Here is a 21,440-nt window from a genome sequence, read left to right as displayed (position 1 = left end):
CAGCCGTTCCCAACAGTATGCTCGGCGCGCTGATCAACGTCGCGAAGCCGGGAGGCCCAATGGTTTCAGGGCTGCTGTCACCCAGTCGAATCGTCGCTCCACCGGATTGGAGCCGCTGGCTGATCCCACCGGCAGCGCTGGCGGTGCACCTGTCCATCGGGCAGGTCTACGCGTGGAGCGTGTTCAAGCCGCCGCTGGAGGACGCCCTGGGGCTTTCGGGCACCTTGAGCGCGCTGCCGTTCCAGCTGGGCATCGTCATGCTCGGGCTGTCGGCCGCGGTGGGCGGCACGATGGTGGAGAGGCGCGGTCCGCGCTGGGCCATGACCGTCTCGGCGATCTGCTTCTCGCTCGGGTTCCTGATCTCGTCGCTGGGCGTCGCGCTGGGCCAGTACTGGCTGGTGGTGCTCGGTTACGGCTTCGTGGGCGGCATCGGGCTGGGCATCGGCTACATCTCGCCGGTGTCGACGCTGATGAAGTGGTTCCCGGACCGGCCGGGCATGGCGACCGGCATCGCCATCATGGGCTTCGGCGGCGGTGCGCTGATCGCCTCGCCGTGGTCGACGCAGATGCTCGACACCTTCGGCGAGGACCGCTCCGGCATCGCGCAGACGTTCCTGGTGCACGGCGTGGTCTACGCGGTGTTCATGTCGCTGGGCGCGCTGCTGGTGCGGGTTCCCGCGCCGGGCTGGCGTCCCGCGTCGATGCCGAAGCAGGTCGTCAAGCCGATGATCACCACGGCCGACGTGACGGCCAACAACGCCTTGCGCACACCGCAGTTCTGGCTGCTGTGGGTCATCCTGTGCTGCAACGTCACCGCGGGCATCGGCATCCTGGAGAAGGCGTCGCCGATGATCGTGGGCTTCTTCTCCAACAGCGCGACCCCGGTGGCCACCGGAGCGGCGGCCGGTTTCGTGGCGCTGCTGTCGCTGACCAACATGGCCGGTCGGTTCGTGTGGTCGTCCGCATCGGACGTGGTGGGGCGCAAGAACATCTACCGGCTCTACCTGGGCGGTGGAACGCTGCTGTACCTGGGAATCCTGCTGTTCGGCGCGACCGGCGTCCCGGTGTTCGTGCTGTGCGCGATCCTGATCCTGTCGTTCTACGGCGGGGGTTTCTCCACCGCGCCCGCGTACTTGAAGGACCTCTTCGGCAACCTGCAGGTCGGCGCGATCCACGGCCGGCTGCTCACCGCGTGGTCGGTGGCCGGCGTGCTGGGACCGCTGATCGTCAACGCCGTCGCCGACGCGCAGGAGGCGAGCGGCGCGAAGGGGCCTGACCTGTACGCGGTCTCGCTCTACATCATGATCGGGCTGCTGGTCGTCGGCTTCATCGCCAACGAGCTGATCCGCCCGGTCGCCCCGAAGTTCCACGAACCGGCGAAGGGAGGAGACAAGTGACGACCGTGAACCGCCAAGTCCTCCTGGTCATCGCCTGGCTCTGGGTGGGCGTCCCGTTCCTCTACGGCCTCTACGAACTCATCACCAAGGTCACCAAGCTCTTCACCGGTTGACCTGGTCGCCATCGCGAGAGGGGCGCGGCTCGACGAGCCGCGCCCCTCTCGCGTGCGCGTGCCGCGCGTCACACGCCCGCTGGTCGGGGCCGGTGGTATGCCCGGGGAAACCGCCGTTCGGGCACTCGTAGAATTCGACGTGTGACACAGACCCATGCAGCCGCAACCCGTGAACTCCCGTCGACCTGGAATCCGGCCGACGTAGAGGCCGAGCTGTACGAGCGCTGGGTAGCCGCCGAGTACTTCACCGCCGACCCGAACAGCGACAAGCCGCCGTTCTCGATCGTCATCCCGCCGCCGAACGTCACCGGCAGCCTGCACATCGGCCACGCCTTCGAGCACACGCTGATGGACATCCTCACCCGGCGTCGCCGGATGCAGGGCTACGAGGCGCTCTGGCTGCCGGGCATGGACCACGCCAGCATCGCGGTGCAGGCGCTGGTCGAGAAGCAGCTGCGCGAGGAGGGCATCGACCACCGCGAGCTCGGCCGCGAGAAGTTCCTGGAGCGCGTCTGGAGCTGGAAGGAGAAGCACGGCGGGGCGATCCTGTCGCAGATGCGTCGCCTCGGCGACAGCGTCGACTGGTCCCGCGAGCGCTTCACCATGGACGACGGCCTGTCCCGCGCCGTCCAGACGATCTTCAAGAACCTCTACGACGACGGCCTGATCTACCGCGCCGAGCGGCTGGTCAACTGGTCGCCGGAGATGCGCACCGCGATCTCCGACATCGAGGTGGAGCACAAGGAGGTCGAGGGCGAGCTCGTCTCCATGCGCTACGGCGACGGTGACGCCGCGATCGTGGTGGCCACCACGCGGGTCGAGACGATGCTCGGTGACACCGCCATCGCGGTGCACCCGAACGACGAGCGCTACCGGCACATGGTCGGCACCGAGGTCGAGCTGCCGCTGACCGGCCGCACGATCCCGATCGTCCCGGACGAGCACGTCGACCCCGAGTTCGGCACCGGTGCGGTCAAGGTGACTCCCGCGCACGACCCGAACGACTTCGAGATCGGCAAGCGGCACGACCTGCCGATGCTCACGATCATGGACGAGCAGGGCCGCATCGCCCACACCGGAACCCGATTCGACGGCATGGACCGCTTCGAGGCCCGGGTCGCGGTGCGCGAGGCGCTGCGCGAGCAGGACCGCATCGTCGCCGAGAAGCGCCCGTACGTGCACAGCGTCGGGCACAGCTCGCGCTCCAAGGAGCCGATCGAGCCCCGGCTGTCCCTGCAGTGGTTCGTCAAGGTGGGCCCGCTGGCGCAGGCCGCGGGCGACGCCGTCCGCGACGGCCGCGTCGCCGTGCACCCGCCGGAGATGGCCAAGCGCTACTTCGACTGGGTCGACAACCTGCACGACTGGGCCATCTCCCGGCAGCTCTGGTGGGGCCACCGGATCCCGATCTGGTACGGCCCCAACGGCGAGGTCGTGTGCGTCGGACCGGACGAGGAGCCGCCGTCGGGCGACGGCTGGCGCCAGGACGAGGACGTCCTCGACACCTGGTTCTCCTCCGGCCTCTGGCCGTTCTCGACCATGGGCTGGCCGGAGCAGACGCCGGAGCTGGCGAAGTTCTACCCGACGTCCGTGCTGGTCACCGGCTACGACATCCTCTTCTTCTGGGTCGTCCGGATGATGATGATGGGCCTGTACGCGATGAAGGACCGGGACCCGGCCGAGGCCATCCCGTTCAAGACCATCGCGCTGCACGGCATGGTCCGCGACGCGCACGGCAAGAAGATGTCGAAGTCCGCGGGCAACACCGTCGATCCGCTGGAGTGGATGGACACCTACGGCACCGACGCGCTGCGGTTCACCCTGGCGCGCGGCGCGAACCCGGGCACCGACTCGCCGATCAGCGAGGAGTGGGTCTCGGCGTCGCGCAGCTTCGGCACGAAGCTGTTCAACGCCACCAAGTTCGCGCTGATGAACGGTGCCCGCGTGCCCTCGGAGCCGCTGGCGCGGGAGTCGCTGACCGACGCCGACCGCTGGATCCTCGACCGCGCCGACGCGCTGGTGTCCTACGTGGACGACATGATGGAGGACTTCCAGTTCGCCAAGGCCACCGAGGCGCTCTACCACTTCACGTGGGACGAGTTCTGCGACTGGTACCTGGAGCTGTCCAAGGTCCAGTTCGACGGCACCGAGGAGCGCGCCGAGCTGACCCGGCAGGTGCTGGGCCAGGTGCTCGACACGCTGCTGCGGCTGCTGCACCCGACGATCCCGTTCCTCACCGAGACCCTGTGGACGGCGCTGACCGGCCGCGAGTCCGTCGTGATCGCCGACTGGCCGAAGGCCACCGGCGCCGAGGCCGACAGCGGAGCGGCCGACCGGATCGCGGCGACCCAGAAGCTGATCACCGAGATCCGCCGGTTCCGCTCCGACCAGGGCCTCAAGCCCGGTCAGAAGGTCGCGGCGCGGCTCAGCGGCGTCTCCGAGCTGGGCCTGGACGAGCACGTGCCCGCGGTGCGCTCGCTGGCGAAGGTCACCGAGCCGGAGGACGGCTTCACCTCCTCGGCCTCCATCGAGGTCGGCCTGGCCGGTGGCAACGTCGACGTCGAGCTGGACCTCTCCGGTGCGATCGACGTCGAGGCCGAGCGCAAGCGCCTGGCCAAGGACCTCGCCGCCGCCGAGAAGGAGCTCACCGGCGCCGACAAGAAGCTCGGCAACGAGTCGTTCCTCGCCAAGGCGCCGGCCGAGGTCGTGGACAAGATCAAGGCACGTCGGGAGACCGCGGAGGCCGACATCGCCCGCATCACCGCCCGCCTGGAAGCCCTCCCGCAGGGCTGACGCGCATCGGGAAGGGGCCCTCCTGGCGAGGGCCCCTTTTCGCGTCCAGCGGGCCTGGGCGGTCGTCCACCAGGGAAGACGTAGACTTCAACCTCGGCATTTTCGTCGTTGGTAGGGGAGTGGGCACTTGACCGGCATGGATCCCGCCGCGTTGCACGAGCTGCGCGTGGTGGAGGCCGAGCTCAACGAACGCTGGCCGGAGACCAAGATCGAGCCGTCGCTGGATCGCATCCGCGCGCTCACCGATCTGCTCGCCGAGCCGCAGCGCAGCTATCCGGTCGTGCACATCGCGGGCACCAACGGCAAGTCGTCCACGACGCGCATCGTCGACGCCCTGCTGACCGGGCTCGAACTGCGCACCGGCCGCTACACCAGTCCGCACCTGCAGCTGGCCACCGAGCGCATCGGCGTCGACGGCGCTCCGATCAGCCCGGCCGGCTACGTCGAGGCGTACCGCGACGTGGCGCCGTACGTGTCCATCGTGGACTCCCAAAGCGACGTCAAGATGAGCAAGTTCGAGGTGCTCACCGGCATGGCGTTCGCCGCGTTCGCCGACGCCCCGGTCGACGCCGGGGTCGTCGAGGTCGGGCTCGGCGGCAGCTGGGACGCCACCAACGTCGCCGACGCCAAGGTCGCGGTGATCTGCCCCGTCGCGCTGGACCACGCCGAGTACCTCGGCACCGACCTCGCCGGGATCGCCCGCGAGAAGGCCGGGATCATCAAGCCCGAGTCCATCGTGGTCATGGCCTCCCAGCCCGCCGAGGCGCAGCAGGAGATCATGAACCGGATCGCCGAGGTCGACGCGACCGTGGCGCGCGAAGGCCAGGAGTTCGGCGTGTTGGAGCGGACCGTCGCGGTCGGCGGCCAGCTGCTGAAGCTGCAGGGCCTCGGCGGTGTCTACGACGAGATCTTCCTGCCGCTGCACGGCGAGCACCAGGCCCGCAACGCGGCACTGGCGCTGGCGGCCGTCGAGGCGTTCTTCGGCGCGGGCGCGGAACGGCAGCTGGACGTGGAGCGGATCCGCTCGGCGTTCGCCTCGGTCATCGTGCCCGGCAGGCTGGAGCGCGTGCGCGCGGCACCGACGGTGCTGGTCGACGCCGCCCACAACCCGCACGGCACCCGCGCCCTGGCCGACGCGCTGAGCTCGGAGTTCTCCTTCCGCAAGCTGGTCGCTGTGGTGGGCGTGCTGGGCGACAAGGACGCGCGCGGCATCCTGGCCGAGCTGGAGCCGGTGGTGGAGGAGCTGGTGCTGACCCGCAACTCCTCGCCGCGCTCGCTGGACCCGGACGAGCTGGCCGGGATCGCGCTGGACATCTTCGGGCAGGACCGGATCATGGTCGAGCCCCGGTTGGACAACGCGGTCGAGCAGGCGATCCAGCTGGCCGAGGAGACCGACGATCCCGGTGAGTCGGTGTCCGGCGGCGGTGTGGTGATCACCGGGTCCGTGGTGACCGCGGGAGAGGCCCGCGCCCTGTTCGGCAAGGAGCCCGCGTGAGCGAGACGGGAGCGGTCGTGGCCGAGGAGTCCCAGCCCGAGAAGGGCCTGCCGGAGCCGCCGGAGGGCGTGCGCGACCCGTGGAAGGGTCTGCGCGGCATCATGGCGGCCACGCTGGCGCTGGAGTTCATCACGTTCCTGCTGGCGCTGCCGGTGGTGTGGAAGTTCGGCGGCGGGGTCTCCAGCGCCGGCTTCGTGATCGTCATCGTGCTGTCGGTGCTGATGCTGGTGGCGGCCTTCGTGCAGCGCCGCCCGTGGGGCCTGGGCTTCGCCCTCGCCCTGCAGGCGGCGATGATCCTCTGCGCGTTCATCCACCCGTCGATCGGCATCATGGGCGCGATCTTCGCCCTGATCTGGGCCTACGTCCTGCACCTGCGCAAGGACATCGCCAAGCGCATGCGCGAAGGCCAGCTCTACGACCAGCTCGGCCACCCACCGGGCCACCCCGAGGGCACCGACTAGCCCTCCCACCTGCGACAACGAGCTCCCCGCCGAATTTCGCGAGAATTTCGACCCCAAACTTCCGGCCTCGAATTTCGCGCGAAATTCGACACCCCACCTTCCTGACCAGGGGCTACACGCCCGGGTGCGGGGGAGGGGTCGAAATTCTCGCGAAATTCGGGTGTGAACTTGTGGCTTTGAATTTCTCGCGAAGTTCGACGGGGGCCGCTCGCTCAGGTGAGGTCGACGACCGCTCGGCCGAGGATCTCGCCGCGGTTGAGGGCGTCGAAGGCCTTCTGGACCTCCTCGAAGGGGTAGCGGCGGCTGATGGCGTCCTGCGGGCGGAGCTGGCCCCGGGCCACCAGGTCGAGCAGGACCGGCATGTCCCGGCGGGGTTTGGCGCCGTAGGAGCCCTTGATCTGGAGCTTGCGCCGGGCGATCGTGGCGAGGTCGAACTCGCCGGTCGTGCCCCGAGCGGCGATGCCGACGACCACGACCTGGCCGCCTTCGACGACCGAGTCCCTGGCCACGTTGAACGTCGGGATCGCGCCCAGCGCCTCGAAGGCGACGTCCACGCCGCGCCCGCCGGTCAGCTCGCGGATCACCGCGGGAGCGTCCACTTCGGACGAGTTCACCGTGTGCGTGGCACCCAGCCGCCGGGCGCCTTCGAGCTTGTCCTCGTTGATGTCGACCGCGATGATCGTCGACGCGCCGAAGATCGAGGCCAGCTGGATCAGCGCCGATCCGACCCCGCCCGCCGCGACCACCGCCACGGTGTCGCCGACCTGCACGTTCGCCGCGTGCCGCAGCGCGCCGTAGGCCGTCATCGTCGAGCACCCGACCGAGGCCACGTCCGCCAGCTCGACACCGTCCGGCACCCGGTACACCGAGGTCACCGGGGTCACGCAGCGCTCGGCCATCCCGCCCTGGGAGTACATCCAGACGGGCTCGCCGCCGGGCCGGTGCAGCCGGGTGTCGTCGTCGTAGAGCTTGCCCTGGCCCCGGTTGAACCGGAAGAACCGCTCGCAGATCTCCTCGTTGCCGCGCGAGCACTGCCCGCACTGCCCGCACGGCATGATGAAGCTGGTCACGACCGGGTCGCCCACCGACAGCCCGCTGACGCCGGGACCCAGTTCGGAGACCACCCCGGCGACCTCGTGGCCCAGCACGGCGGGCGTGGGGAACGGCAGCTCGCCCTTGATCACGTGCAGGTCGCTGTGGCAGGCGCCGCAGGAGCGCACGTCGATGGCGACCTCACCGGCCTTCGGCGTCGGATCGTCCAGCTGCTCGATCCGCAGCGGCTCGTTGGCGGCGGTGTGCACGGCGGCGCGCATCGGGACCTCCTCGTCTCCAGCGGCCAGTCGGTTCGGCCGTGAAGCTAGCGGTCCGACCGGACTCGCACCAGGGTCCGCGCGGTGCGGCGATTGAACACCGAAGTTTCACCTGCCCGTTCACCTGTGGTGATCGTGGCGCGGCCTCGCCCGATTAGAACCGGGACCATGACCCCCGAGAACCTGACTCGCCGCGAGCTGCTGCGCCGCGGTGCCACCGGTGCCGGTCTGCTCGCGGCCGGCGCGCTGCTCCCGGGCACCGCCTTCGCGCGGTCCGGCCGCCCCGTGCTGACCCACGGCGTGCAGCTCGGCGACCCGCGCCCGGACGGCGCCGTGGTGTGGACCCGGGCCGACCGCCCGTCCCGCATGTTCGTCGAGATCTCCGCGCGCGAGGACTTCCGCGACGCGCTGCGCATCCCCGGCCCGGACCTGACGCCCGACACCGACGGCACCGGTGAGCTGCGGCTCACCGGAATCCCGGCGGGCCGCGAGGTGCACTACCGGGTCACGGCCGAGGACCTCGACGGCCGGGTCGCCAGCGAGGGCCTGACCGGCACCTTCCGCACGGTGCCGCAGGACCGCAGCGACGTGCGGTTCCTGTGGTCGGGTGACGTGGTGGGCCAGGGCTGGGGCATCAACCCCGACATCGGCGGCATGACGATCTACCGCGCGATGGCCGACCGCCGCCCCGACTTCTTCCTGCACAGCGGTGACACGGTCTACGCCGACGGGCCGGTGAAGGAGTCGGTGACGCTGCCCGACGGCCGGGTCTGGCGCAACGTCGTCACCCCGGAGAAGTCGAAGGTCGCCGAAACCCTCGCCGAGTACCGCGGCCAGTTCGCCTACAACCTGCTCGACGAGAACGTGCGCGCGTTCGCGGCCGACGTCCCGCAGCTGATCCAGTGGGACGATCACGAGGTCACCAACAACTGGTACCCGGGCGAAATCCTGGACAACGACGCCTACACCGAGAAGCGCGTGGACGTGCTGGCGCAGCGCGCGTTCCAGGCGTTCCACGAGTGGCAGCCGATCCGCAGGCAGGACGCCGTCGACGGCCGCGTGTACCGGAAGGTCTCGCACGGTCCGCTGCTGGACGTGTTCGTGCTGGACATGCGCAGCTACCGCGACGCGAACTCCGCGGGGACGGAGCCGGAGAGCATCCTCGGCGAGGAGCAGGCCCGCTGGCTGGTCCGCGAGCTGACGGCGTCCCGCGCGACCTGGAAGGTCATCGCCTCGGACATGCCGATCGGCATCATCGTCCCCGACGGCGACAAGATCGAGGGCGTCGCCAACGGACAGCCGGGAGTCCCCAACGGCCGCGAGTCCGAGCTGGCGCGGGTGCTGCAGGAGATCAGCCGCCGCCAGGTGCGCAACGTCGTCTGGCTGACCGCCGACGTGCACTACTCGGCGGCGATCAACTACTCGCCGGAGCGCGCGGCGTTCACCGGCTTCGACGAGTTCTGGGAGTTCGTCGCGGGCCCGCTCAACGCGGGTGCCTTCGGTCCCAGCGACATGGACCCCACCTTCGGCCCGGAGGTCGCCTTCGTCAGCGCCCCCACCCGCCAGGGCGCGTCCCCGATGGAGGGATTCCAGCACTTCGGCGAGGTCAACATCGACGGAGCCACCGGCCAACTCACCGTCGACATCCGAGACCAGCAGGGCCAGGCCCTCTGGACCAAAACCCTCAACCCCCAGCCCTGAGCCGCACCCACCCCGGTTTTCGCGGAAGTCGACCCCCCGATTTCAGTGGAACTCGGCGACCGGATTTCAGTGGAAGTCGGGGATCTGGTTTCCGTTGAAATCGGGGGGACCGCCCGAGGTGTGATCGTTTTGGGCCCCGGGAGAGGTGGGTTCACCTGCGTCGATACGCTGACGGTCAAATCGGGCGCTGGGATGTCGCGCCTGGCGCAACCGTGATGTGAGGAGAGAGAACGTGAGCGAGCGCACTCTGGTGCTGGTCAAGCCCGACGGCGTCGAGCGTGGCCTCGTCGGCGAGGTGATCAGCCGGATCGAGCGCAAGGGCCTGAAGCTGGTCGCGCTGGAGCTCAAGAACGTCGACCGCCAGCTCGCCGAGCAGCACTACGCCGAGCACGACGGCAAGCCGTTCTTCGAGAGCCTGATCGAGTTCATCACCGGTGGCCCGGTCGTGGCGGCCTGCGTCGAGGGCCCGAAGGCCATCGCGGCCTTCCGCCAGCTGGCCGGCGGCACCGACCCGGTCGACAAGGCCGCCCCGGGTTCCATCCGCGGCGACTTCGGCCTCGAGGTCCAGTACAACCTGGTCCACGGCTCGGACTCCACGGAATCCGCAGCCCGAGAGCTCAAGCTCTGGTTCCCCGAGCTCTGATCATCGGTGGTCGTCTTGCCGGGCGGTGCGGGTGGCGGAACCTGACACGCCTTCTGGACTCCGTGCGCCGCTCCTGATGCATGCCAATGCACGGCGTCGCGGCGTACTCGCCGGAAGACGTGTCAGAACCCGCGGCGGTGCAGGTCGCGAGGGTGGTTCCCACGCCTCGCGGCTGCGCCTCTTGCACTGGCTCCGACAGGCGACTTGAGATGGCTGTGAGGTGGTTTCAGCCGGGCCTCGCTCGGCTGAAACGCCCCCGCTCGGCGCTCGGTCGAGGGACCTCTACCCTGGTCGCGTGGCTGTGGAGTCCGTTTTCGACAGGTTGGAACCCTTGCTGCCGCGGGTTTCCAAGCCCGTGCAGTACGTGGGTGGCGAGCTCAACTCGACCGTGAAGGCGTGGGAGGACGCCACCGTTCGGTGGTGCCTGATGTACCCCGACGCCTACGAGGTCGGGTTGCCCAACCAGGGTGTTCAGATCCTCTACGAGGTCCTCAACGAGCAGCCCGACGTGCTCGCCGAGCGCACCTACGCGGTGTGGCCGGACCTCGAAGAGCTGATGCGCGAGCACGAGATCCCGCAGTTCACCGTGGACGCGCACCGCCCGGTGGGCGAGTTCGACGTCTTCGGCGTCAGCTTCGCCACCGAGCTCGGCTACACGAACCTCCTCGGCGCGCTCGACCTGGCCGGGATCCCGCTGCACGCGGTGGACCGCACGGACGACCACCCGATCGTGCTGGCCGGTGGTCACGCCGCGTTCAACCCGGAGCCGATCGCCGACTTCGTCGACGCGGCGGTGCTGGGTGACGGCGAGGAAGCCGTCCTGGAGATCACCGAGGCCGTCCGGCGCTGGAAGGCCGAGGGCCGCCCGGGTGGCCGCGACGAGCTGCTGCTGCGGCTGGCCGAGTCCGGCGGCGTCTACATCCCCAAGTTCTACGACGTCTCCTACGCCGAGGACGGCGCGATCGCCGAGGTCGTGCCCAACCAGGAGCGCGCGCCCTACCGGGTGTTCAAGCGCACCACGATGGAGCTCGACGACTGGCCGTACCCGAAGCAGCCGCTGGTCCCGCTCGCGGAGAGCGTGCACGAGCGGATGAGCGTGGAGATCTTCCGCGGCTGCACCCGGGGCTGCCGCTTCTGCCAGGCCGGGATGATCACCCGTCCGGTGCGCGAGCGCTCGATCGAGGGCATCGGCGAGATGGTGCAGCGCGGCCTGGAGAACACCGGGTTCGAGGAGGTCGGGCTGCTGTCGCTGTCCTCGGCCGACCACTCCGAGATCGCCGAGGTCACCAAGGGCCTGGCCGACCGCTACGAGGGCACCAACACCGGTCTGTCGCTGCCGTCGACGCGGGTCGACGCGTTCAACATCGACCTGGCCAACGAGCTGTCCCGCAACGGCCGCCGCTCCGGGCTCACCTTCGCCCCGGAGGGCGGGAGCGAGCGGATCCGCCGGGTGATCAACAAGATGGTGTCCGAGGAAGACCTCATCCGCACCGTCTCGGCGGCTTTCGCCAACGGCTGGCGGCAGGTCAAGCTGTACTTCATGTGCGGTCTGCCCACCGAGGAGGACTCCGACGTCCTGCAGATCGCGGAGATGGCCAAGGAGGTCATCCGCGCAGGTCGCGCGGCCTCCGGGCGCAAGGACATCCGGTGCACGATCTCCATCGGCGGGTTCGTGCCCAAGCCGCACACCCCGTTCCAGTGGGCCTCGCAGACCGATCCGGAGACCGTCGACGACCGGCTGCGCAAGCTCCGCGAGGCGATCAACACCGACCGCTCGCTGGGTCGCAACATCGGCATGCGCTACCACGACGGCAAGCCCTCGCTGATCGAAGGACTCCTCTCGCGCGGTGACCGCAGGCTCGGCCGGGTCATCGAGCGGGTGTGGCGCGAGGGCGGCCGGTTCGACGGCTGGAACGAGCACTTCTCCTACGAGCGCTGGGTGGACTGCGCCGAGGCCGAGCTCGCCGAGGTCGGCGTGGACCTGGCCTGGTTCACCACCCGCGAGCGCACCGAGAACGAGATCCTGCCGTGGGACCACTTGGACTCCGGCCTGGACAAGGAGTGGCTCTGGGCGGACTGGCAGGACGCCCTGGAGGCGCGCGAGCAGGACGACTGCCGGTGGACCCCGTGCTTCGACTGCGGTGTGTGCCCGACCATGGGCACCGACATCGAGGTCGGCCCGACCGGGCGAAAACTGCTTCCGATCTCGCCGGTCGGACAGGGCTCTCCTGTGCGGAATCCGGCGTTCACGAACGGCTGACCTGCGTGTTCGTGCACGTTCGTGCGATCGCGCACGAACGTGCGTGTCACCGTCGGCCAGGTACGGTCTGGATCGAAAACTTCCCGCTGGGTGTTGTCACCTCGCGGTTGAGCAAGCAAGCATCGTCGTCGACAGCGGTCCGGGGGGACCGGCGGTGACGATCATGGTCGGGGAGGCATTCTGAGTCGGCGAGATCACCCCAATCCTTCGGCGTCGCCGGTGCAGAAGCTGCGCCTGCGCTACGCCAAGCGGGGCAGGCTGCGGTTCACCTCGCACCGCGACGTGGCGCGCACCTTCGAGCGCGCGCTGCGCCGGGCCGGCGTACCGATGGCCTACTCCCAGGGCTTCAGCCCGCACCCCAAGGTGTCGTGGGCGGGAGCCGTGCCCACCGGTGTGTCCAGCGAGGCCGAGTACCTCGAGCTGCAGTTAGTCGAACGCGTCGAGCCCGAGTCGCTGCGCGCCGAGCTGGACGCCGCCCTGCCTGACGGGATCGACCTGCTCACGGCGGTGGAGGCGCGTCCGGGGCCGCTCGCGGACCTGCTCGTGGTCAGCAAGTGGCGCATCGACATGCCCGGCACGGGAGTGGCCGAACTGCGCCAGGCGGCGGAGCAGCTGATGGCGGCCGACAGCGCGCTGGTCGAGCGGATGACCAAGGACGGTCGCCGCACGATCGACGCGCGTGCCGCGCTGCTCAGCGCGGAGGTCTGGGAAGGTCCTCGGCCGATTGCGCAGCGTGATCAAAAACGCCACGCGACCGCCCAGGTGGACGATTGGCCCGAGGCGTCCGCACCGTATGGGATACTCGTAACGGTCGTGCGGCAGACAACACCCGTCGTACGGCCCGACGACGTACTGAGCGCCCTGCGTGTCGTCGCCGGTCTGAAACCGTCGGCCGCCGCGAGCGCGACCCGGCTGGAACAGGGTCGGCTCGATGACGGGGGAGGCATTGCCGACCCGTTGGCCCAGGACTCAGACGGCGACCGGACTCCGGCGGGAGAGCCCGCTGCCGGGTGACGGACGGCGTGACGTCGTCGACCCGCCGTACGGCTTCCCGGCCTGCAGGTCCGGGGCGGAGGGACCACGAAGAATTGCCGTCGCCCGCGGGCGGCGGAAACTAAAAGATCGCACATGCCTCTGTGCGGCCGCGTCCACCCGGACGCGCCCGGGGGCGGAGGAGCTGGATGTTGAACATGGATACGCCCGCTGGGAACAACGCCAGCGGGCAATCGCCCACACCCACCCAGGATGCGCAGGGCACCATCGAGTTGCCCGCGAAGCTCAGGGTGCACGCGCTCGCCAAGCTGCTGGGAGCCAGCAGCCGGGAGATCATCAAGGCGCTGGACGAGCTCGGCGAGCCCGTCCGCAGCGCCCAGTCGAACATCAACCGGGACCTGGCCCTGCGCGTCGTGCAGACGCTCAACCCCGAGCTGGTCGCCGAGGAGGGCGAGGACGCGGCCGAGGTCGCTCCGGCTTCCGAGGAACCGGCCACCGGGTCGAGCGAGGCCGCTGAGGCCGAGCAGAGCGCCGCGGTGCCCGCTGCGGACTTCGCGTCCCCTCCGTCCGAGGCGGAGGAGTCCTCGGTCGGCCTGACGCCGCTGTTCGCGGCTCCGGAGGCCATGTTCCTGGCCCCGCAGCCGCCGGCGCAGCGCCCGGCCGCCGCCGAGCCGGAGCCCGCCGAGGCCGCACCCGCGGCACCGGCCGCGGAGCCCGCCGCCGAGACCACCTCCGAGGAGGGGGAGTCCGACTCCGCCTCCGACGGCGATGACGACTCGGGTGACTCCGGCAGCCGCCGACGTCGCCGCCGTGGTCGCCGGGGCCGTGGCCGGGGTCGGGGCGCCGACTCCGACAGCGAGTCCGGTGGCGAGGACGGTTCCGAGGACAACCAGTCCGAGGCCGCCCAGACCGAGACCTCCGGTGAGGGCTCCGAGGAGTCCTCCGACGAGCAGGCCGGTGAGTCCGAAGGCCAGTCCGAGGGCTCCCGCCGCCGTCGTCGCCGTCGTCGCCGCAAGGGCTCGTCGGACGACGAGAGCGGCGGCCGCGAGGACGACCCGCCGAACACCGTGGTGCACGTCCGCGAGCCCGCGCCCGAGACCTCCTCGCGGCAGGACTCCAGCGACGACGAGGTCCGCGCGGTCAAGGGCTCGACCCGCCTGGAGGCCAAGCGCCAGCGCCGCCGGGACGGCCGCGAAGCCGGTCGGCGTCGCGCGCCCGTGCTGTCGGAGTCGGAGTTCCTGGCCCGCCGCGAGTCGGTCGACCGCAAGATGGTCGTCCGCCAGAACGGCGACCAGACCCAGATCGCGGTTCTGGAGGACAACGTCCTCGTCGAGAACTTCGTGACCTCCTCGGGCACCGGCTCGCTGGTCGGCAACGTCTACCTGGGCCGCGTGCAGAACGTCCTGCCCAGCATGGAAGCCGCCTTCGTCGACATCGGCCGGGGCCGCAACGCGGTCCTCTACGCCGGTGAGGTCGACTGGGACGCCGCCGGGCTGGCGGGCAAGGCCCGCCGCATCGAGCAGGCCCTGCAGACCGGCGACAGCGTCCTGGTGCAGGTCACCAAGGACCCGGTCGGTCACAAGGGCGCGCGGCTGACCACCCAGATCAGCCTGCCGGGCCGGTTCCTGGTCTACGTGCCGGGCGGCGGCGCCACCGGCATCAGCCGCAAGCTGCCCGACAACGAGCGCAAGCGTCTCAAGGAGATCCTCAAGCGGATCGTGCCGGACAACGCCGGCGTGATCATCCGCACCGCCTCCGAGGGCACCAGCGAAGAAGCGCTGGACCGCGACGTGCGGCGGCTGCAGGCGCAGTGGGAGGTCATCAAGGAGAAGGCCGAGACCCCCGGCGCGAACGCCCCGCAGCTGCTCTACGAGGAGCCCGACCTGCTGATCAAGGTCGTCCGCGACCTGTTCACCGAGGACTTCTCGTCGATGACCGTCCAGGGCAACGACGCGTGGGAGACCATCGAGGCCTACGTCCAGCACGTGGCGCCCGACCTGGCGTCCCGGCTGGACAAGCACGTCGGCAAGAACGACGTGTTCCACGAGAAGCGGATCAACGAGCAGATCGCCAAGGCGCTGGACCGCAAGGTCTGGCTGCCCTCCGGTGGTTACCTGGTCATCGACCGCACCGAGGCCATGACGGTGATCGACGTCAACACCGGCAAGTTCACCGGCTCCGGTGGCAACCTGGAGGAGACGGTCACCCGCAACAACCTGGAGGCCGCGGAGGAGATCGTCCGCCAGCTCCGGTTGCGCGACATCGGCGGCATCATCGTCATCGACTTCATCGACATGGTGCTGGAGTCCAACCGCGACCTGGTGCTGCGCCGGCTCACCGAGTGCCTGGGTCGTGACCGCACCCGCCACCAGGTCGCGGAGGTGACCTCGCTGGGCCTGGTGCAGATGACCCGCAAGCGGGTCGGCACCGGTCTGCTGGAGGCCTACAGCAGCACCTGCGAGCACTGCCGCGGGCGCGGGCTGATGGTCTCCACCGAGCCGATCAACCACCAGCACGGCAACGGCGGTGGCGGCAACGGCGGCGGCAACGCCCAGAGCGGTGGTGGCAACGGTGGCCGCCGCAACCGCAACCGCGGCAAGCAGCAGGACGCCGACCAGCAGGCCCCCGAGCAGAAGACCGAGCCCAAGGCCGAGCAGAAGACCGAGCCCAAGCCGGAGCCGAAGGCCGAGGTCAAGGCGGACACCAAGCCGGAGACCAAGCCCGAGTCGAAGCCGGAGCCGAAGGTCGAGGCGAAGGCGGAGGAGCGCAAGCCCGAGCCCGCCCCGGTCGAGTCGAAGCCCGAGCCGAAGGCCGAGGAGCCCAAGGCCGCTGCGACGAAGCCCGAGCCCGTCGAGACGAAGCCCGAGCCCGTCGAGCCCGCCAAGCCCGTCGAGCCGGTCGCCGAGACGAAGCCGCAGGTCGCCGAGACCCCGGCCGCCCCGGTCGAGCAGAAGCAGCCGGAACCGGCCGAGTCGCAGGCGGAGTCCAACGGGGCCCGCCCGCGCCGCAAGGCCGTGCGGTCCGCCGGGAGCGCGGGCGACCCGGTCCAGCCGCTGGTGGTTGCCAAGCCGGAGCCGAAGCAGTCGACCGACGACGGTCTGGCCAACATCGAGCCGGCCGCCCCGGTCCGCAGGGCCCGCCGCCGCGCGGTCTCGCGCCCGTCCGGTCCGCCGGTCGAGGGCTGACCCGATCAACACCGGAAATGGCCGATCCGTTCAAGAACGGGTCGGCCATTTCCGCTTAACGTCGGTGGCATGACTCGTTGCACACCGCAGCGCCTGGCGGACGCCGAGCGCTTCATCTGGCTCACGGCTCGCGTGCTGGAACAACGCCGCTTCGAACACCTCCACGCCGAGGGCTCGGCAGCGGCGGTCCACACCGCGCTGGAGGCCTACCGCTGCTCCGACGGCGGGTACGGCTACGGCCTGGAACCGGACGCGCGCGGGCCCATCAGCCAGCCGCTGCAGACCTGGACGGCGCTGACGATCCTGGACGAGATCGGTCGCTGCGCCGAGGACGCCCCGGCCATCTGCGACCACCTCGCCACCATCACCCGCCCGGACGGCGGCGTGCCCGGCGGCGACGTGCGGCTCGGCGACTACCCGCACGCCCCGTGGATCCCGGTGGTCGAGGAACCCGAGGGATCGCTGCTGTCGACCGCGCTGCTGGCGGGCGTGCTGCACAAGAACGCCGTCGAGCACCCGTGGCTGCCGGGCGCGACCGAGTTCTGCTGGAAGCGCGTCGACGCGCTCACCGAGACCCACCCCTACGAGGCGATCGCCTCGGTCGCGTTCCTCGACCACGTGCCCGACCGGGAGCGGGCCGAGCGAACGGCCGAGCGCATCGGCGGGTTGATCCGCGAGGCCGGCTACGTGCTGCTCGATCCCGAACGCCCGGAGCTGGCCCGGGTGGCTCCCGGCTACGCCTCCGGTGAGATCCCGGGGGTCTGCGACTACGCGGCGACCCCGACGAGCCTGGCCCGTCGGTGGTTCAGCGACGCCGAGATCGAGCGGGGCCTGGACCACCTGGCGTCGCAGCAGCGCGAGGACGGCGGCTGGCCGATCCACTGGCTGGAGTGGTCGCCGAGCACCGCGCTGGAAGGCAGGCCCCGGGTCACGCTCGACGCGCTGCGCGTCCTGAGCGCCTACGACGCGGCCTGATCCGGCGCGAAGTACCGCTTCGGAGTCAGGCCGGACAGCCGGCGGAAATCCCTGGTCAGGTGGGCTTGATCGGCGTAGCCGCAGCGGTGGGAGAGGTCGGCGAGCGAGTGCTCACCGCCGCTGCGCACGGCCCGCTGGAACCGCAGCACGCTCACCAGCGTCCGCGGCCCGTAGCCGACCGCGTCGGCGATCCGGCGCCGCAGCTGCCGCTCGGACACCCCGATCCGCCCGGCCAGCGCGCGCACCGACGGCGGTCGTGGATCGTCCAGGGCGGCGACCGCGACCGCCACGGCCGGGTCGGGCTCCCACTCGGTCAGGCGCTGCCGGGCGAAGCGCTCCAGCAGCGCGGGGGCCAGCTCGGGACGCTCGTCGACGGCGTCGGCGAGGTCGCGCCCTCGGGAGCCCCAGAGCTCGGTGGCGTCGACCCGCAGGTCCTGCAGCTCGGCTGCGGGGACGCCGAGCAGCAGCCGGGCCATCCCCGGTCGGGCCCGGATGCCGAACACCGGTGCTCCGGCGTCCAGCCCGGACACCCACGCCCCGGTGTCGGGACCGACGGCCTCGACCCGTCCCGCTCGCCAGATCAGGTCGACGCAGCCGTCGGGCACGACCAGCTGCGAGCCTTCGACCGGAGCGGCTCCGTGCCCCCACAGGCACGACACGAACCCCCGCAGCTCGGCCGAAGGCGACGACTCCCAGTACCGCACACCCAGCAGTATGCGATGCCACCCGGACAGGGCCACCCGCCACCGCCGAGATGGGGGAAGCGCTCCGTCGCGGGCCCGGAACGCGCGAAGCCCCGGTCCCTCGGGACCGGGGCTTCGCCTGGGTGGATCAGTTCTCGTCGGTGTCGAAGGACGGGATGTCGGTCCTGTCGTCGGAGCTGGGCATGTCGCCCGGCAGGTCCAGTCCCTGCGCGGGCGGCCCCGGGGACCACAGGCCCGAGTGCGTCTCGGTGTGCAGCTCCAGCGCCGCCGAGGCGGGCAACGCGTCCGGCGTGTAGGGGTGCACCTGGTACAGCGAGCCCCAGTCCTTCTGCGGGTCGTTGGTCAGGTAGGTCGGCAGGTTGCGCACGCTCGACGACACCGTCATCCAGCCGAACGGCCCACCGGCGTCCGGCGAGGACCAGCCCTCACCGATGCCCCGGACCTCCTCGCCCGCGCTGACCCGGAACTTCGGCATCTCCGCGATGCCGTTGTACAGCCCCGAGATCTCCAAGCACGGGTGCACCAGACCGGCAGGCCACTCCACGAACGTGGGGTCGTTGCCGACGAACTTCGTGAGCTGGGTCAGCTTCGGCACGCGCGGTGCCGACACGGCCAGCCAGCCGGTCTGCCCCAGGGACTGGTCGACCAGCACCATCCGCAGCTTCGTCGCGCCCTCGGCCTCCCCGCCGAGCATGTAGCGGTGCTCGCGCCATCCCGGCGGCGGGCCCTGCTGGACCGGGTACCGGTTGGTCAGCTGGAAGCCCTGCGGGGTGTCCTTGCCGAGTTCGAAGTAGACCTGGTTCGCGCCCGTCTCCGAACCGGCGATGCTGATCGCCACCGGCAGCTTGCCGGTCTGGGCCTCCTCCGGGATGTCGTACCACGGAGTGCGCAGCTCACCGGTGCCCTGACCCTCTTCGTCGTAACTGCCCCACACAGGGGCCTCGGGTCCGCCGAACTGGTTCGGCGGGCGCCAGCTCGGCGCGTCCGGTGAGGACTCGTCGGTCGGCGGCACGCCCGGGTCGGTGAAACCGACCTGCTTGGGCTGCAGGTACTGCTGGGCGTTCTCCTGGTTTGCCAGGCGCTGCGGCGGCAGCTTCAGATCGGGCTGCTTGGCCGGGGCCGGAACGGTCGGCTGCTGCGGGGACGCCTTGAGCACGCCCTCGCGCGGGTTGGTCTCCACCCCGACCGAGTCGGACAGGCCGCAGCTCTGCTGGGTGAGCTGCTTGATGTTGTCGGTGCCCAGCGTGTAGCTCGGCCCCTGCTCGACGATGCCCTTGCCGAACGCGGCGAGCTCACCGAGCACCATCAGCGCGCACAGCACCGACAGCGGCGCCGAGCCCCAGCGCAACGCGAGGTTGCGCTTCTCCTTGCTCTCCCAGCTCTCGTCGACGACCTTCGGGTTGTTCTCGTCGATCCGCAGGTGCTCGACCACGGCGATGATGCCGGTGATCATCGCGAGCACCAGGATCATCGTGCTCGCCTTGTAGCCCTTGATCGACGGCGGCTTGTCGAACCACGGGACGCCCCAGCCGGAGACGTACCACCAGGCGTTCGGCCCGGTGGCGGCGAAGGCCAGGATCACCAGCAGCCCGGTCACGAACGCCATCCGGTTGCGCCGCGAGCGCAGCACGGTGGTGCTGGTGGCCAGCGCGGTGAGCGCTGCGAGCGCGCCGCCGACCGCGGCGAAGATGCCGAAGTGGTGGGTGTGCTTGGTGGGCGTGAGCGCCAGCACCGCGAAGGACATCGCGGCCACCGCCAGCAGTCGGCGGCTCGGGCCCAGCGCGGCACCGCGGATGCGGCCCCGGCGCAGCAGCACCACGCCGCAGGTCGCCACGCACAGGATCACCAGCAGCACCGGGAAGCGGCGGCTGAGCGAACCGTCCGGGCTCTCGCTGAACAGCAGCAGGTAGCGGCTGAGCTCCTCGTACCAGCGGCCGTTGGGGCCGAAGGTCGTCTTGAGCTCCATCGAGTCCATCACCGACCGCCACGTCTGGTCGTAGAACACCAGCGTGAGGATCACGAACCCGGACGCCATGAGCGGCGCCAGCACCGGCAGCCAGCCGAACTCCAGCGCTCGCTTGCGCACCATCCGGTGCAGCGGCTTGAACCCGGCGATGTAGGGGAGCACGGCGATCAGGCCGTGCGGGTTGACGCCCACCGACAGTGCGGCGGCGACCAGGCCCAGCGCGGCGGGCGTCAGCCGCTCGGTGCTCACCGCGCGCTCGACGGCGCACAGCGCGAGCAGCGAGAACAGCACCACGACCGGCTCGGCGCGCAGACCGTTGTTGTAGGGCAGCCAGAAGGCGAGGAACACCGCGGCCGCGGCCCAACCGGCGGCGTTGCTGCGCCGGACCTGCTGGCCCAGCCGGGGGAGCACCTCGCGGGAGATCAGCAGCCAGCTGATGATGCCCATCAGCAGCGCGGGCAACCGGACCCACGGGGTCGCGGTCGACACCCTCACCCACAGCGAGTAGACCTCGTAGAACCAGCCGAACGGCGATTCCGGGTTGGCGAACCAGCGGTAGTAGTTGCTGACGTAGCCGGCGCTCTGCTCCGAGCGCACCATGCTCAGCACGTAGCCGTCATCGGAGGTCATCGCCCCGATCAGCCACCAGATCCCGAGCGCGACGAACACCGAGATGTCGCGCAGCGTCGGCTTCCACCAGCGCTTCGGAGCCAGGCGTGGAGCGCGCCGACCGGCGAGGGCGTCCAGGCGTCGCAGGCACAGCACGGAGCCGATGAACGAGGCCAGGGTCAGCACGATGACGGTCGTCTTCAGCGGTGTCGCCCACGAGCTGAACCGGTTGTCCACCCTGGCCTGGAAGTCCAGCCCGCGCACGTCGTCGCGGGTGTTGTCCAAAGTGGAGTAGATGCCGGTCAGCTGGGGGCGCTGGTCGCCGGTCTGGTTGACCCAGCGCTCCTTGCCGATCGTGGCGGTGGTGCCTTCGGCGTCGGCGTGCACCTTCAGGGTGCAGTCACCGGCGGGCAGCGGGGTGGTCCCGATCTGCTGGCCCTTGGAGTAGAGCAGCGCCTGCCCGTTGTCGACCTGCAGGACGAGACCGGTGAGCTGACCGGAGTCCGAATCGGGCGGGTTGGTGCTCAGCAACAACCCCGGGCCTTCGGTTCTCGCGTCCAGGCTGCGCGCCGAGGCGCACGGGACCTTCGCGTCCAGCCACACCGGTGCGTAGGTCACCAGTGGGGCGGAGACCGACTTGGTTCCCTCCGCTGTCGGCCACCGCAACGTCCCCACCTTGTGGTTGACGGGGAGGAACGGGACAAGTAGCGCCAGGACGGTGCCGACCAGCCCGAGAAGCGTGGCGAGCAACCGCAATTTCTTCGCCGACTCTTGCTGCACGGGGGAGACCCTACGGGCGATGACAGGGTGTGTTCTGCCGCCCCCTGGCCTATTTCGC

Annotated in this window: 14 protein-coding genes; 11 read left to right on the top strand and 3 right to left on the bottom strand. The window is 70.4% G+C overall.

The features are described from left to right. Positions 1 to 59 precede the first annotated feature (59 nt). From KBO27_RS19780 to KBO27_RS19765, 5 genes are all read left to right on the top strand, one after another. Positions 60 to 1,397: an L-lactate MFS transporter gene (locus KBO27_RS19780; RefSeq protein ID WP_210971379.1), complete on the top strand. Its 1,338-nt coding sequence runs from the start codon at positions 60 to 62 to the stop codon at positions 1,395 to 1,397. Further along, complete coding sequence (locus tag KBO27_RS34915) at positions 1,394 to 1,510, top strand: MFS transporter small subunit (protein ID WP_443706188.1); 117 nt, start codon at positions 1,394 to 1,396, stop codon at positions 1,508 to 1,510. The genes KBO27_RS19780 and KBO27_RS34915 overlap by 4 nt, the downstream gene beginning before the upstream one ends. Positions 1,511 to 1,651: 141 nt before the next feature. After that, complete coding sequence (locus KBO27_RS19775) at positions 1,652 to 4,300, top strand: valine--tRNA ligase (protein WP_210971378.1); 2,649 nt, start codon at positions 1,652 to 1,654, stop codon at positions 4,298 to 4,300. Positions 4,301 to 4,436: 136 nt separating this feature from the next. After that, positions 4,437 to 5,795, top strand: a complete 1,359-nt coding sequence (gene folC / locus KBO27_RS19770) for a bifunctional tetrahydrofolate synthase/dihydrofolate synthase (protein ID WP_210971482.1) — start codon at positions 4,437 to 4,439, stop codon at positions 5,793 to 5,795. Further along, positions 5,792 to 6,256, top strand: coding sequence for a DUF4233 domain-containing protein (locus KBO27_RS19765; RefSeq protein WP_307870499.1), 465 nt, complete (start codon positions 5,792 to 5,794; stop codon positions 6,254 to 6,256). Before folC ends, KBO27_RS19765 begins: the two co-directional genes overlap by 4 nt. Positions 6,257 to 6,468: 212 nt before the next feature. Here KBO27_RS19765 and KBO27_RS19760 read toward each other — a convergent pair whose 3' ends face one another. Beyond that, complete coding sequence (locus KBO27_RS19760; protein ID WP_210971377.1) at positions 6,469 to 7,569, bottom strand: zinc-binding dehydrogenase; 1,101 nt, start codon at positions 7,567 to 7,569, stop codon at positions 6,469 to 6,471. A 165-nt stretch (positions 7,570 to 7,734) separates the two neighbouring features. Here KBO27_RS19760 and KBO27_RS19755 point away from each other — a divergent pair, with 165 nt between their 5' ends. From KBO27_RS19755 to KBO27_RS19730, 6 genes are all read left to right on the top strand, one after another. Beyond that, the gene (locus KBO27_RS19755; RefSeq protein WP_210971376.1) at positions 7,735 to 9,267 is read left to right on the top strand and encodes an alkaline phosphatase D family protein; all 1,533 of its coding nucleotides are present in this window, start codon (positions 7,735 to 7,737) and stop codon (positions 9,265 to 9,267) included. A gap of 232 nt (positions 9,268 to 9,499) precedes the next feature. Further along, complete coding sequence (ndk, locus tag KBO27_RS19750; protein WP_132621025.1) at positions 9,500 to 9,910, top strand: nucleoside-diphosphate kinase; 411 nt, start codon at positions 9,500 to 9,502, stop codon at positions 9,908 to 9,910. A gap of 295 nt (positions 9,911 to 10,205) precedes the next feature. Continuing rightward, a complete protein-coding gene (locus KBO27_RS19745) occupies positions 10,206 to 12,170 on the top strand; it encodes a TIGR03960 family B12-binding radical SAM protein (protein WP_210971375.1) in 1,965 nt (654 codons plus the stop codon). A gap of 219 nt (positions 12,171 to 12,389) precedes the next feature. Then, positions 12,390 to 13,184, top strand: coding sequence for a TIGR03936 family radical SAM-associated protein (locus tag KBO27_RS19740; RefSeq protein WP_210971374.1), 795 nt, complete (start codon positions 12,390 to 12,392; stop codon positions 13,182 to 13,184). Positions 13,185 to 13,351: 167 nt separating this feature from the next. Continuing rightward, positions 13,352 to 16,348: a translation initiation factor IF-2 N-terminal domain-containing protein gene (locus KBO27_RS19735; RefSeq protein ID WP_210971373.1), complete on the top strand. Its 2,997-nt coding sequence runs from the start codon at positions 13,352 to 13,354 to the stop codon at positions 16,346 to 16,348. A 69-nt stretch (positions 16,349 to 16,417) separates the two neighbouring features. Then, positions 16,418 to 17,323, top strand: a complete 906-nt coding sequence (locus KBO27_RS19730; protein WP_210971372.1) for a hypothetical protein — start codon at positions 16,418 to 16,420, stop codon at positions 17,321 to 17,323. On the opposite strand, the gene KBO27_RS19725 is transcribed toward KBO27_RS19730, so the two are convergent. Continuing rightward, positions 17,308 to 18,027 (bottom strand): helix-turn-helix transcriptional regulator, encoded by a 720-nt coding sequence (locus KBO27_RS19725; protein WP_210971371.1) that lies wholly within the window; start codon positions 18,025 to 18,027, stop codon positions 17,308 to 17,310. The two genes, KBO27_RS19730 and KBO27_RS19725, sit on opposite strands and share 16 nt — an antisense overlap. Positions 18,028 to 18,154: 127 nt before the next feature. Beyond that, positions 18,155 to 21,382 (bottom strand): arabinosyltransferase domain-containing protein, encoded by a 3,228-nt coding sequence (locus KBO27_RS19720; protein WP_307870498.1) that lies wholly within the window; start codon positions 21,380 to 21,382, stop codon positions 18,155 to 18,157. Positions 21,383 to 21,440 lie beyond the last annotated feature (58 nt).

Source organism: Saccharopolyspora endophytica, from assembly GCF_018070075.1.
Taxonomy (GTDB): Bacteria; Actinomycetota; Actinomycetes; order Mycobacteriales; family Pseudonocardiaceae; genus Saccharopolyspora; species Saccharopolyspora endophytica.
The sequence above is the reverse complement of the archived record's forward strand: the minus strand, read 5'-3'. Positions and strand labels throughout refer to the sequence as shown.

What these genes read in the sequence shown, in the direction of transcription:
- KBO27_RS19780 (WP_210971379.1), top strand. Translation starts at nt 60, where the DNA reads ATGGTTTCAGGGCTGCTGTCACCCAGTCGAATCGTCGCTCCACCGGAT.
- folC (WP_210971482.1), top strand. Translation starts at nt 4,437, where the DNA reads ATGGATCCCGCCGCGTTGCACGAGCTGCGCGTGGTGGAGGCCGAGCTC.
- KBO27_RS19760 (WP_210971377.1), bottom strand. Translation starts at nt 7,569, where the DNA reads ATGCGCGCCGCCGTGCACACCGCCGCCAACGAGCCGCTGCGGATCGAG.
- KBO27_RS19755 (WP_210971376.1), top strand. Translation starts at nt 7,735, where the DNA reads ATGACCCCCGAGAACCTGACTCGCCGCGAGCTGCTGCGCCGCGGTGCC.
- KBO27_RS19735 (WP_210971373.1), top strand. Translation starts at nt 13,352, where the DNA reads ATGTTGAACATGGATACGCCCGCTGGGAACAACGCCAGCGGGCAATCG.
- KBO27_RS19730 (WP_210971372.1), top strand. Translation starts at nt 16,418, where the DNA reads ATGACTCGTTGCACACCGCAGCGCCTGGCGGACGCCGAGCGCTTCATC.